Origin of the sequence: Novosphingopyxis sp. YJ-S2-01, assembly GCF_016093175.1 — a bacterium.
GTDB classification, from domain to species: domain Bacteria; phylum Pseudomonadota; class Alphaproteobacteria; order Sphingomonadales; family Sphingomonadaceae; genus Novosphingopyxis; species Novosphingopyxis iocasae.
Window position 1 is genome coordinate 58,611 of the sequence record NZ_JAEDAI010000001.1, and the last position, 12,986, is coordinate 71,596.

11 protein-coding genes and 1 tRNA gene are annotated in these 12,986 nt (G+C 63.3%); 11 read left to right on the forward strand and 1 reads right to left on the reverse strand.

Annotation, left to right across the window (positions count from 1 at the left end; genetic code table 11):
• Nucleotides 1-65: 65 nt before the first annotated feature.
• The 6 genes from I6A82_RS00240 to I6A82_RS00265 all read left to right on the forward strand — a co-directional run bounded on the left by I6A82_RS00240 (nt 66) and on the right by I6A82_RS00265 (nt 6,486).
• A complete protein-coding gene (locus tag I6A82_RS00240) occupies nt 66-1,022 on the forward strand; it encodes a DnaJ C-terminal domain-containing protein (RefSeq protein WP_198093241.1) in 957 nt (318 codons plus the stop codon).
• Complete coding sequence (locus tag I6A82_RS00245; RefSeq protein ID WP_187334492.1) at nt 1,015-1,986, forward strand: YihY/virulence factor BrkB family protein; 972 nt, start codon at nt 1,015-1,017, stop codon at nt 1,984-1,986. Before I6A82_RS00240 ends, I6A82_RS00245 begins: the two co-directional genes overlap by 8 nt.
• Nucleotides 1,983-2,792 (forward strand): enoyl-ACP reductase FabI, encoded by an 810-nt coding sequence (fabI, locus tag I6A82_RS00250; RefSeq protein WP_198093242.1) that lies wholly within the window; start codon nt 1,983-1,985, stop codon nt 2,790-2,792. Before I6A82_RS00245 ends, fabI begins: the two co-directional genes overlap by 4 nt.
• Nucleotides 2,789-3,295 carry a GNAT family N-acetyltransferase gene (locus tag I6A82_RS00255; protein WP_198093243.1) on the forward strand — a complete coding sequence of 169 codons (507 nt, stop codon included), beginning with the start codon at nt 2,789-2,791 and terminating at the stop codon, nt 3,293-3,295. Before fabI ends, I6A82_RS00255 begins: the two co-directional genes overlap by 4 nt.
• A 46-nt stretch (nt 3,296-3,341) precedes the next feature.
• A complete protein-coding gene (gene aroC, locus I6A82_RS00260; RefSeq protein ID WP_198093244.1) occupies nt 3,342-4,406 on the forward strand; it encodes a chorismate synthase in 1,065 nt (354 codons plus the stop codon).
• Between the two features lie 283 nt (nt 4,407-4,689).
• On the forward strand, nt 4,690-6,486 hold the full coding sequence (locus tag I6A82_RS00265; protein ID WP_198093245.1) for an SLC13 family permease: 1,797 nt from the start codon (nt 4,690-4,692) through the stop codon (nt 6,484-6,486).
• Between the two features lie 18 nt (nt 6,487-6,504).
• On the opposite strand, the gene I6A82_RS00270 is transcribed toward I6A82_RS00265, so the two are convergent.
• Nucleotides 6,505-7,830, reverse strand: coding sequence for a PAS domain-containing protein (locus I6A82_RS00270; protein WP_232343177.1), 1,326 nt, complete (start codon nt 7,828-7,830; stop codon nt 6,505-6,507).
• A 213-nt stretch (nt 7,831-8,043) separates the two neighbouring features.
• Between I6A82_RS00270 and I6A82_RS00275 the strand changes: the two genes are divergently transcribed.
• The 5 genes from I6A82_RS00275 to I6A82_RS00295 all read left to right on the forward strand — a co-directional run bounded on the left by I6A82_RS00275 (nt 8,044) and on the right by I6A82_RS00295 (nt 12,915).
• Nucleotides 8,044-8,119: transfer RNA gene (locus I6A82_RS00275), tRNA-Thr, on the forward strand.
• A gap of 258 nt (nt 8,120-8,377) precedes the next feature.
• Entirely contained in the window at nt 8,378-9,139 is a 762-nt protein-coding gene (locus tag I6A82_RS00280) for a hypothetical protein (RefSeq protein WP_198093246.1), read from the forward strand.
• A gap of 48 nt (nt 9,140-9,187) precedes the next feature.
• Complete coding sequence (locus I6A82_RS00285; RefSeq protein WP_198093247.1) at nt 9,188-10,567, forward strand: NAD-dependent succinate-semialdehyde dehydrogenase; 1,380 nt, start codon at nt 9,188-9,190, stop codon at nt 10,565-10,567.
• Nucleotides 10,557-11,981 (forward strand): dihydrolipoyl dehydrogenase, encoded by a 1,425-nt coding sequence (locus tag I6A82_RS00290; protein ID WP_198093248.1) that lies wholly within the window; start codon nt 10,557-10,559, stop codon nt 11,979-11,981. The genes I6A82_RS00285 and I6A82_RS00290 overlap by 11 nt, the downstream gene beginning before the upstream one ends.
• Nucleotides 11,982-12,150: 169 nt before the next feature.
• Nucleotides 12,151-12,915 carry a MipA/OmpV family protein gene (locus I6A82_RS00295; RefSeq protein ID WP_198093249.1) on the forward strand — a complete coding sequence of 255 codons (765 nt, stop codon included), beginning with the start codon at nt 12,151-12,153 and terminating at the stop codon, nt 12,913-12,915.
• Nucleotides 12,916-12,986 lie beyond the last annotated feature (71 nt).

Below are 12,986 nucleotides of genomic sequence, written 5' to 3' on the forward strand. Positions count from 1 at the left end.
AGCGGGATGTGCCAAGGCCCAAGCATTTGTTGCCCTCGGGCCAAGCGCATCCTAACTCTCACGCCATGGCAGACCCTTATGCAACATTGGGCGTTTCGCGCGACGCCGACGAGAAGACGATCAAGAGCGCCTATCGCACGCTGGCGAAGGAGCTCCACCCGGATCGCAACAAGGACAATCCGGCCGCGGCGGATCGCTTCGGCAAGGTGACGCAGGCCTATGACCTGTTGATGGACAAGGACAAGCGCGCCGCGTTCGACCGGGGGGAGATCGACGAGGAAGGCAATCCGCGCGGCCCCTTCGGCTATGGCGGTGGGGGCGGCGGCGGTTTCCGCGGCCAGGGCGGACCGCAGGGCGGCTTCGGCGGTTTTTCCGGCGGCCCCTATCAGGGCGGCGGCGAGGAAGTGGACCTGGGCGATCTGTTCAGCGATCTATTCGGCGGCGGCGGCGGGCGCCAGCAACGCTCCAATCCCTTCGGCCGCGGTGGACGCGCGGCCCCGCCCAAGGGCGCGAACATCGCCTATCGCATGCAGGTGAGTTTCACCGATGCTGCCACGCGCGAGCCGCAGCGCATCACGCTGGCCGACGGGAAGACGATCGACCTGAAACTGCCCGCAGGGCTTGTCGACGGGCAGCAGATCCGCCTCGCAGGCAAAGGCCAGCAGGGTCCCGGCGGCACCGGCGACGGCATCGTCACCGTGCAGATCGGCGGCCATCCCTTTTACGAGCGGGACGGCGATACCATCCGGCTCGATCTGCCGATCACGCTGAAGGAGGCGGTGCTGGGCGGCAAGGTGCGCGTGCCCACCGTGGACGGCCCCGTCATGCTGACCGTTCCGGCAGGCTCCAGCTCCGGCAAGACGCTGCGCCTCAAGGGCCGCGGTTTCAGCACCAAAAGCGGCGGGCGCGGCGATCAGCTGGTCCGGCTGATGGTGGAGCTTCCGGAAGACGACGCCGCATTGAAGCAATTCGTGGAAGGCTGGGAGGCGCCGGGCGGCGTCCGGGACGAGCTGGGTGTCTGAACACAGCCCGCTCTCGCCGGAGGCCCGGCGCAGAACGGTGCTGCGCCGCCGCAAGAGCGAGCGCAGCAAGGAAACGGAGGCGAGCTGGTTTCAGCGGCTCAAGCCCGGCCAAAAGACGATCGAGGTGGTGAAGCGCACCGCCGTCGGCGTTTACACCGACGGCTTCACGCAGGCCGGCAATTTCGCCTATCTGTCGCTACTGGCGGTCTTTGCCTTCTTCATTGTCGCCGCGGCGGTCGCCGGCGTGTTCGGCCGAACGCAGCTTGGTTTCGACCTGATCCAGAGCTTTTTCCAGACGGTGCCGCGCAGCGTCAGCGATGCGCTGCGCACGCCCGTCGAAAGCGCGATGACGGCGCGCTCCGGCCCCGTCCTCTGGCTCTCCGCCGTCGTCGGGCTATGGACCACGGGCAGCCTGATCGAGACCATCCGCGCAGCCCTGCACGATGCCTATGGCACCACCGCCCAGCGCCCTTTCTGGCAATATCGCCTGCGTTCGATCGCGATCATCATCGGCGCGGTGTTCCTGGCCATGATCGCCTTTTCCACCCAGGTCATCGTCACCGGCGCGGAGCAATTCGTCTATACCTACCTGCCCTGGGCGCAGAATATTTCACGTATTCTTTCGATCGGGCGGTTCCTTCCCTTTTTCGTGCTGTTCGGGGCGCTCTACATCCTGTTCCGCGCCATCACGCCGCGCGATTATCGCGGACCCGATTGCCCGAAATGGCCGGGCGCGGTGCTGGTGAGCGCCTGGTGGCTCGCCTCTACCATGCTTCTGCCACTGTTTCTGGCAAACGCGACCAATTACGATCTGACCTATGGCAGCCTGGCCGGCGTGATCATCGCGCTCATCTTCTTCTATCTTATCGGGCTTGGCATGGTTACGGGCGCGCATCTCAACGCGGCTCTGGCCAATGAGGGCGGCTGCGATGTAGAGGGCGGGCAAGGAGAACAAGACGCATGACCGGATTGATGCAGGGCAAGCGCGGGCTCATCATGGGCCTCGCCAATGAAAAATCGCTCGCCTGGGGTATTTCGAAGCAATTGGCGGAGCAAGGCGCGGAGCTCGCCTTCAGTTATCTGGGCGAAGCGCTGGAAAAGCGCGTGCGCCCGCTGGCCGAGCAGCTCGGCTCTGACATCTGCATCCCGTGCGATGCGTCCGATCAGGAATCGATCGACCAATGCTTCGCCGCGCTTGGCGAACATTGGGATTCGATCGACTTCCTTGTCCACGCCATCGGCTTTTCGGACAAGAACGAGCTGCGCGGCAAATATGTCGACACCAGCCTCGACAATTTCCTCATGACGATGAACGTCAGCGCTTATTCGTTGGTCGCCGTCACCCGCGCCGCGCGCCCGATGATGAAGGACGGCGGCTCCATCCTGACGCTGACCTATTACGGCGCGGAAAAGGTGATCCCGCATTACAACGTCATGGGCGTCGCCAAGGCCGCGCTGGAATCCAGCGTCAAATATCTCGCGGTCGATCTCGGCCCGGAAAATATTCGCGTGAACGCGATCAGCGCCGGACCGATCAAGACGCTGGCCGCCAGCGGCATCGGCGATTTCCGCTACATCCTGAAATGGAACGAGCTGAATAGCCCGCTGCGCCGCAACGTCACGATCGAGGATGTCGGCGGCGCAGGCGTCTATATGCTGAGCGATCTTTCCAGCGGCGTGACCGGCGAGGTCCACCATGTCGATGCCGGCTATCACGCCATCGGCATGAAGGCCGAAGACGCACCCGACATCGCGCTCGACCACGGATGAGCACTATTCGCCCCGAAGCGCGCGGCGACCTCCCCGCGATCCGCGAGGCCGTGCGCGCCGCCTTCCCGACCGACGCCGAAATGCGGCTGGTCGATGCCCTGCGCGAAAAGGGAGACATCGCCGCCTCTCTGGTGTGCGAGGCGGACGGCTTCATCGTCGGCCATGCGGTGCTCAGCCGGATGAACGTCTTCGCCGACGGCCGCCCGGTCGCCGCCGCCGCGCTCGGCCCGGTATCGGTGCTGCCCGAGTGCCAGAGCGAAGGGATCGGCACGCGGCTGATCCGCGATCTGATAGAACAGGCGCGCGGCATCGGATTCCAGATGATCTTCGTGCTCGGTGATCCGGCCTATTACGGCCGCTTCGGCTTCGACGCACCCGCCGCGAAACCCTATCGCAGCGCCTATTCGGGCGAGAACTTCATGGCGCTGGAACTCGACGCCCCGCCCCGCCCCTTCGAAGGTAGCGCAGAATATGCCGCCCCGTTCGGGGAAATGGAGGGCTGAAGAGAGCCACTCTCCCCTCCCGGGAGAGGAAGGGGAAAAGGAAATTATGAGCCACAACAGCTTCGGGCATCTGCTGCGTGTCACCACCTGGGGCGAAAGCCATGGGCCGGCCATCGGCTGCGTGGTCGACGGGTGCCCTCCGGGCATCGACCTGAGCGAAGCCGACATCCAGCCTTTCCTCGACAAGCGGCGGCCGGGCACCTCGCGCTTCACCACGCAGCGGCGCGAGCCGGATGAAGTGCGCATTCTCTCCGGCGTGTTCGAGGGGCGTACCACCGGTACGCCGATCAGCCTGATGATCGATAATGTGGACCAGCGCTCCAAGGATTATTCGGACGTCGCCAAGGCCTATCGCCCCGGCCATGCCGATTATGCCTATGACGCGAAATACGGCTTTCGCGACTATCGCGGCGGCGGGCGCTCCTCCGCGCGCGAAACGGCGATGCGCGTGGCGGCGGGCGCGGTGGCGCGAAAGATCATCCCGCAGGTTTCCATCACCGCCTGGACAGCGGAACTGGGCGGGGATCCGGCGGAAAGTTTCGATGCCGACCAGATCGCCGCAAATCCCTTCTTTGCCGCCGATGCAGAGGCCGCTACGCGCTGGGAACAGCTGGTGGACGGCGCGCGCAAGTCCGGCAGTTCGCTGGGCTCCATCGTCGCCTGCGAAGCAACGGGCGTACCCGCCGGCTGGGGCGCACCGCTCTACGCCAAGCTCGACGCATCGCTGGCCGCCGCAATGATGAGCATCAATGCGGTGAAGGGCGTGGAGATCGGCGACGGATTCGAGGCCGCGCGGCTTTCGGGCGAAGCGAATGCCGATCCGATGCGCCCGGGAGCGGACGGTCCGCAATTTGCCGCCAACCATGCCGGCGGAGTAGCGGGCGGAATCGCCACCGGACAGCCGGTGACGGCGCGCATCGCGTTCAAGCCCACCAGCTCCATTTTGACGCCCGTGGACACCATCACCCCGGACGGGGAGGCAACGCAGATCGCCACCAAGGGGCGCCACGATCCATGCGTCGGCATTCGCGGCGTGCCGGTGGTGGAAGCGATGATGGCGCTGGTGTTGGCGGATCAATATCTGCTCCACCGCGCCCAATGCGGCAGCTGAGGCGGCGTGGGCACGAAAGGCCTGTCCTACAGGGCAAGCCAGTGATAACCATATCGGTTATGAGGGCTGCAATCTTTGAACCTTCCCGCGGTCTGCCAGCCGGTCTCGGCCGCGCTTGCTGCGAAGACATTCGCGCCAAAGCCGCGATCGGCGACAAGTTCGACAAGATAGCGGCGTCCGGCCCACCGCTCACCGTCAAAGCCTATGCGGCTCCCGCTTGTCTCGCCCCTTCCCCGCGCAATCCGCCTAGTGCGCGCCCGCAAACCGCTCTAACGGTTAAACGATGATCCTGATCGAAGCCTTCCGCGCATTCGTTGCCGAGTATCAGGCCATTATCGGCCTCGTCATCCTCGCGGCAATGTTCGTCGGCTTCGTCATGGAGCGCTTCCCGGCCACCGTGGTCGCGATCCTGGGGGCCTGCCTGTTCCTGTTCCTCGGCATTCTGGACGACAAGGGGCTGTTCTCCGTCTTCTCCAACCAGGCGCCGATCACCATCGCTGCGATGTTCATCCTGTCGGGCGCGCTGCTGCGCACCGGCACGATGGACGCCATCGCCAGCGCGATCATCGCCCGCGCCAAGAAGCGCCCGCAACTTGCCATCTTCGAGATGATGATCGGCGTGTTCTTCGCGTCCGCCTTCATGAACAACACGCCTGTCGTCGTCGTGATGATCCCCATCATCATGCGCCTGGCCCAGGCGCTGGGCACCAGCGCCAAGCGCCTGCTGATCCCGCTCAGCTACATCTGCATCCTGGGCGGCACGACCACGCTGATCGGCACCTCGACCAACCTCTTGGTGGATTCGGTCGCGCAGGATGCAGGCCTGCCCGGCTTCGGCATCTTCTCGATCACGCCCTACGGCCTGATCGCCGGCGTGGTCGGCGCGCTGATGCTCGTCTTCATCAGCCGCTGGTTCCTGCCGGACAAGGACGAGGACAGCCCGACGATCGGCCAGGAGGCAAGCGGCTTCCTGACCGAGGTGCGGATCCGTCACGACAGCGAATATGTCGGTAAACTGCTGTCTGATCTGCCGATGACGCGGCGCGACAAGGTGAAGGTGATCGCGCTGAAACGCGCAGGCCGCTTCCAACGCACCGGCATTGAGAACGAGGTGCTGCGCGCGAACGACCACCTCGTCCTGCGCTGCGCCATCGCGGAGCTGCTATCGCTGCGGTCATCAAGCGAGTTCGAGGTGGGGCTGACCGCCGGCGATTCGAACGTATCGGCCAGTTCGCGCGGGCTGGTGGAAGCCACGATCGCACCGACGCATCCCTCGATCGGCCAGCGCTTGATCGACATCCCTTTCCTGTCTGACCTGCGCGTGCGCATCCTTGGCATCTCGCGCTTCCGCAAAGTTCCCGGCCCCGATCTGCCTGGCGCGCGCGTCCATGCGGTCGACCGCATCCTCGTCACCGGCGAGGACGAGGCGATCCGGGCAATGTACAGCAATCCCAATCTCTACGGCGTGGGCGAGACCAAGGAGCGCGAGTTCCGCCGGGACCGCGCACCAATCGCCATCGGCGCTCTCGCCGCCGTGGTGCTCTTGTCGGCCTTCGGCATCCTGTCGATCGGCATTGCGGCGATCATCGCGGTGGGCGTGATCCTTTTGACCCGCTGCATCGACGCCGAAGAGGCCTGGAGCTCTCTCGATGGCAATGTGCTCGTCCTCATCTTCGCCATGCTTGCAGTGGGTCTGGCGCTGGAGAATGCCGGCAGCGTATCGCTGATTGTGGGCGCGCTGACGCCGATCCTGCGCGACGTGCCGCCCTGGGCGCTCATCTTCGCCGTCTACGGCATTTCTGTGGTGCTGACGGAGGTGGTGACCAACAATGCGGTGGCCATCATCGTCACGCCAATCGTCATCAAGCTGGCAAGCGATCTGGGCGTGGAGCCACGCCCACTGGTCATCGCGGTCATGTTCGCCGCGTCCGCCAGCTTCGCAACGCCGATCGGCTATCAGACCAACACGCTGGTCTATGCCGCGGGCGGCTACAAATTCACCGACTTCTTCAAGGCGGGCATACCGCTCACCATTGGTGTCGGCATCGCCACCTGTCTGGCGATCGACTGGCTGGCGTAACCGGGCGCCCCGGCCCGGTCAGATCACGGTCTTGCGCAGAGCCTTTTCGGTCAGCGCATCACCGCCATCGACATTGCCGATGATCGCCATGCTGCCATCCCCCTGTTTCCGCGCGACGAGGAGCACAAACTCCTCCTCGGTCCCGGCAAACTGATCGAGCGACTTGGGCGCGGCGCTGCGAAGCTTCTCCCGCGGGTCACGCTTCACGGTGCGTGCCAGCCCGGCCTTCGCCTCGCGGCGCGCCTTGCGTTCATCACGCACCAGCGCCTTCAGCCCGCCATCATAGCCCTCGATGGCGGCCCCGAGTTCCCCGCGCGCGATCCCGGTGCGCTCCGCGAACCCCAGTGCGGCGGCATATTCGGCGATCCGCGTCTTGTCGTAATCCGCCCCGAAGACGAGCTTCACGATCGGCGTCATCGGCGCGCGCGCCTGGCGCTTCAGCCCGGTGTCCGCGAGCAGCGCGGCATAATCCTCCGGCTTTTCTTCGGCAGCCAAAGCGAGATCCCAGGCAAGCCCGATCGCGGCATACAGCGCGCTGCGGCTGCGCATGTCGATGCCTTGCGCGATTTCCGCCTGCTCGCGCGCGGCGGCAAGCCAGTCAGCCAGGGGCGCATCCGCATCTGGCACGACAATCGCCGCCTCGTTCAGCGCGAACTCTTCTTCGCTCTCGTCCACATCCATGCGGCTCGGCGAATCGGCCCAGACCGGCACCGGCTTGGGCCGCGGCCGCACGGCGCGCAGCGCATCCTCCACTTCGAGCTGGAGCTCTCCGGAGATGTCGTCGCCTGCCGCTTCCTTCCAGTTGATGACGCCGTAGATGAAATCGATGCTGTCATCGTCGGAGGAAAACGGCAGCAGAATACCGCGGTACATGATCGTCAGCCCGCGCTGGTTCACGAACTCGGCCTCAAAGCCGATCGGCGCCCGGTTGGCGATGATCTGAAGATAATGATCGGTGATCCGCGTCAGCAGCGAACGCGGCGGCACCTGATCGAGATAGAAGATATTGCCTTCGATCTGGCACTCATCGCGAATCGCGGAGCCCAGGAACTGGATCGACGGATTTTCGATGCCCGATGTGAAGTCCAGGAGGACGCCGTTATCGGCGAATTCCGGGACGCTGGCGGGTTCCAGGTCCTCGATATCCGGAAAGTTGCGATCGCCGAGCAACGAGGTCCAGAAATTGTACGCACGCACCTGCATCCGCCGCTCATCGCCGGAAACCAGCGGCGGCGCGTCCAGGCCGACATCGTCTTCATCCAGCCCGACGTCTTCGTAACTCACATAGTCCGCATCATCGCCCTGAAAGCCGTCATGCGAACCGAAACCGCGCAGATCGTCCATCTTACCCCGCCTTGCACTCCGCCCGCCCCGGACAGGACAGGTGGCATGATTGTGCACCGCTTTTGGTAAAGAAGGTGTAAACCCTTGAAAGGCTGCGCCCGGCGGCCCTCCCCTGTCTGAAGAGAGTTCTGGCGAGGACAAGCGCAGGTCAGCAATTCTGCGCACAACATCTTGCCAGCCGCCCCCACCCCCGCTATGCGCGCCCCTCGGTAAGCCGCTTTAGCTCAGCTGGTAGAGCACATCATTCGTAATGATGGGGTCAGGTGTTCGAGTCACCTAAGCGGCACCACTCTTCCCTGCACCTATATCCCTGTAGATTGCCATTCGCTGACGCACGCAATGGGCGTTGGATCGATAGACCGGCCATCGGCATTCGCGGCACCGCGATGCGTTGGTTGCCACAGGGCCGGAAACGCCTCCGCTTTGATACGGCGAACGGTGAGCATATTCCGATGCTGGCACAGCCTTCGGCAGCTGCCCTGTGGAACGAAAGCCATTGCCGTTGCTTGATGGAACGTCATTTCCATTCAACCATCGGGACGGCACGATGCTGCATTTGGCAGACGGCTTCTGGAATATCCGTGGGGATTTCCGGATAGCGAAACTATTGAACGTCGGCACGCAGATGTCGCTTGTACGCCGTCCGAACGGGCGCTTTCTGCTCCTGGATTCTTATGCCGCCGATAATGACACGCTGCGTGCCATCCGCGCGCTTACGGATGATGGAAAACGCATTGATGCGGTGCTGAATGTCCATCCTTTCCACACCGTGCATTGCGAATTCGCGCAGAATTTCGTGCCCCATGCCCGGTTGATCGGAACGCGGCGGCACCATCTTCGGTCGCCAGAGCTGAACTGGGATCCCGCGCTGATCGAGGACGCCGCGACGCAGGACGAATTTTCCGATACGCTTGAGTTTTCCATTCCCGCAGGCATCGAATTGATCCCCGATGACCAGTCCGTCCACGTGGGATCGGTCATCGCACGGCACCGCGCAAGCGGGATCGTGCATGTCGATGATACGCTGAACGCGTTGGATCTGCCGTCGCTGGTCGAAAAGATCATGTCCGGCCCTGATCTGCGTTTCCATCCCAAGCTGGCGGACGGCCTGGAGAAGCGCTCCGGAGCCGCAGATGATTATATCGCCTGGGCCAAAGCGCTGGGTGCCGCCTGGCGCGAAACGCCCATTGTCTGCGCCGCCCATAACAGCGTCCTACATCTCAATAATCAGGATTTCGCCGCCGCAATCGATGCGGCGCTGGCTGACTCCCAGACGACGCTGGACAAACATCGCCAGCAATTCGGCTGACCCGGCTTTGCCAACTCGCATCTCTCCCCATTCGAAAAGGACAACATGATGACCGATAAGACCATCCAGACGATCAACCCTCTCACCGAAGAGGTCCTTAAAACCTACCCCATCATGTCCGATGACGAGGCAATGGACGTGGTGCAGAAAAGCCATGACGCCTTCCTGGAATGGCGCCTGAAGAGCCGTGAGGAACGCGCATCGGTTATCGCGACGATCGCCAAAGAACTGCGCGCCTCGAAGGATGAATATGCGCAGCTGATGACCGACGAGATGGGCAAGCTGCTCAGCGATGGTAAGAACGAGATCGAGCTTTGCGCGGGCATCTGCGACTGGACGGCGAAACACGGCCCCGACCTGTTGGCCGATGAAGAGCGCGATCTGCAGCAGGGTCGCGGGATCGTGACCTATTCGTCCATGGGTGTAATCTACGGCATCCAGCCCTGGAACTTCCCCTGCTATCAGGCGGTGCGTTATTCGATCTCCAGCCTGATGGTCGGCAACGGCGTGCTGCTGAAGCATTCTGAGGATTGCACGGGCAGCGGGCTGATGCTGCGCGATATTTACGAGCGTGCAGGACTGCCCAAGGGCCTGTTCGGCGTGCTGCTGATTACGCACGACCAGTCGGACAAGATCATCGAGCATGATCTGGTGCGCGGCGTGACGTTGACTGGCAGCGACAAGGCCGGGCGCACGGTGGCGCAGAAGGCTGCATCCGTCTCCAAGAAGACCGTGCTCGAGCTGGGTTCCAACGACGCCTATCTGGTGTTCGACGACGCAGATCTGGATCTGGCAATCAAAACCTGCGTGCAGGGCCGCCTGTTCAACAACGGCCAGACCTGTGTGAATGCGAAGCGCTTCATCGTGACCGAGGCGAATTACGACGCGTTCGTGAAGGGTTATGCCGAGAAGTTCAACGCCATCGAGATGGGCGATCCCAACGAAGACAGCACGAAGCTGGGGCCGATGGTGTCCAAGCGGCAGCGCGATCAGGTGCACAAGCAGGTTCAGGACAGCGTCGAGGGCGGTGCCCGTATCGTCGCGGGAGGCAGCGTGCCGGATCGCAAGGGCTGGTTCTATCCCGCCACCGCGCTGGTTGACGTTGCACCGGGACAGCCCGCTTATGATGATGAGATTTTCGGCCCGGTCGCCTCGATCATCAAGGCGAAGGATGATGAAGATGCCATGCGCATCGCCAATGACAGCCGCTATGGCCTCGGCGGCGGTATCTTCAGTAAGAATGTGGACCGCGCTATCGAAATGGCCTCCAAATATTTTGATACCGGCATGGTCAACATCAACACCTTTGCCATCGCACAGCCGAATATGCCCTTTGGCGGCGTCAAGGATTCCGGCTACGGCCGGGAGCATGGCGAGGTGGGCCTGAAGGAATTCGTGAACGTAAAGGCGATTTCGGTTGCCGGCTAATCCAGAGCAGAAGTTGCAATGTGATGTAGCGATAATCGGTGCTGGCACCGCCGGGCTGGCCGCGCAAAGCGCGGCCCACTCGGCGGGGGCCAGCACCTTGCTGATCGATCCCTATTTTGCGGGAACGACCTGCGCCACCGTTGGCTGCATGCCGTCCAAGCTGCTGATCGCCGCGTCGCACGCCGCGCATGCGGCCCAGACTACCGATCAGTTCGGCATTCATGTGCCGACCGTCCAGATAGACGGACAGGCTGTCCTTCAGCGGGTACGCGATGAGCGGGATCGCTTTGCCCGCCTGACCCGCGAAAGCATCGCAAAGCTGCCGGACAAGGTCCGGGTGAAAGCGCGTGCGGCATTCACGGGTGCGAACACGCTGATGCTTGACGATGGCCGCATGGTCGAGGCCCGCAGCATCGTGATCGCCACCGGCTCTGCGCCCTTCGTCCCTCCGCCGTTCGAGGCATTGGATGATCGGATGCTGACCAATGAAAGCATTTTCGATCTGGAGGATTTGCCCAAGAGCCTCGCGGTCATCGGTTCAGGGCCGATCGGGCTGGAATTGGCGCAGGCGATGGCCCGTCTGGGCGTCGCAGTCACTCTGTTCGACAGAAAAGACACGCTCGGGAACGTGCGTTGCGCAAAGGTGCACGACGCCTTGCAAGCCATTATCGCGAAGGACGTGGAGCTGAAACTCGGTGTCGACATAGAACCCCGCCGGACGGATGATGGCGTATCGCTGTCATGGAGCGGCGCATCCACTGGCGAGGACGTGTTCGATTATGTGCTGGTGGCCACCGGACGCCGCCCCAATCTGGACAGCCTCGATCTCACCAATGCCGGGATTGCGCTGGATGATGATGGCGTGCCCGAACATGACCGCGGCACCATGCAGTGCGGAGAAAGCAGCATCTTCCTTGCCGGCGATGTGGCTGACAATTTGCCGATCCTGCACGAAGCGTCACAGGACGGCGCCATTGCCGGGCGCAACGCCGTTGCCTTTCCCGCGGTCAACAGCGCCAATCGCTTCGTTCCGTTCAGCCTCATCTTCACCAGCCCGCCGACCGCGCAGATCGGCGAATCTGAGGAAGACGGCGTGATCACCGGTACGGCGGACTTCGACGATCAGGGCCGGGCCCGTGTCGAAGGCGTCAACCAGGGTTCGCTGACGCTTTACGCGGCGGCACCGGATGGCCGGCTGATCGGCGCTGATCTCTGCTGCCCGGCTGGAGAGCATCTTGCGCACATGCTGGCCTGGGCGGTGCAACAGGGACAAACGGCCACGCAGCTACTGGAGATGCCATTCTATCACCCCACGATAGAAGAAGGCCTGAAAACCGCGCTGCGCACCATCTGCGGTGCCACGCCGCTGGAATTGCCAAAGGATCAGGACCAGGGCTCCCCGCCCGGCGCGTGACTTTCTCCTTAGCGGAGACAGCTTCTCTTTTCGAATATGGTGCTGGAAAAGGCCGTATTGCGAAAGGGAACGTCCTGCGCGCGCGTACGATGGAGATGTCACGATGATTGCAGCGAGGAGTTCAGTTGTCAGGTTCCTCGCTCTTTCGATGCTGGCAATCAGCGCAGCCGTGACGGCTCTGCCTGCCTCGGCACAGGATGTAGTGCGCGAGGACGACAAGCCCGATCTGCAGTTTTTCGTCGGCCTCGGCCTGCAGGTCCGGCCGTCTTTTCCGGGCGCGGACAGCTATGATCTGGGGCCACTGCCCGTCATTCGGGTGCGCCGGGGAGGCGAACCGCTGCCAATCCGCTCGCCCGATCAGAACACGGCCTTTCGCCTGCTGGGCGAACGCGACGGCGTGAGCTTTGGCGGCACCTTCAATTTCCAGTCGGCGCGAAAGGAAAAGGACGTCGGCGCACCGGTCGGCAATGTCGGCTTTACTTTTGAGCCAGGCGTTTTCGCGCAAGGCTTCCTGAGCGATAATTTACGCCTCCGCGCCGAGGTCCGCCGGGGGATCGGTGGGCACAACGCCTTTGTCGGTGACGTCGCCGCCGATTACGTGCTGCGCGGCGCGGATGACCGCTTCGTCGCCACTATCGGGCCCCGCGTGCGGCTGGCCGATGCGCGGTACAATCGCCGCTATTTCGGTGTCTCGCCCGACCGCGCGGCTGCCACCGGGCTCCCCGCCTTCGATACCAGCGCCGGAATTTACGCCGTGGGTGCGACAGCCGGTCTGCTGTACCGTTTCTCGCCGCGATGGGCGGGCTACGGCTATGCCGGCTATGATCGCCTGGCCGGCGACGCCGCCCGCTCCCCCATCACGCGCGCTTATGGCAGCCGCGACCAATATTCAGCCGGCATCGCCCTCACTTACAATTTCATCGTCAAACGTTGATCTACCGGCGGGAGTTAAGTTCCACCCTGCAATGGTGATGAACGCTTCGTCCCCACGCTAATCCGGGTAAC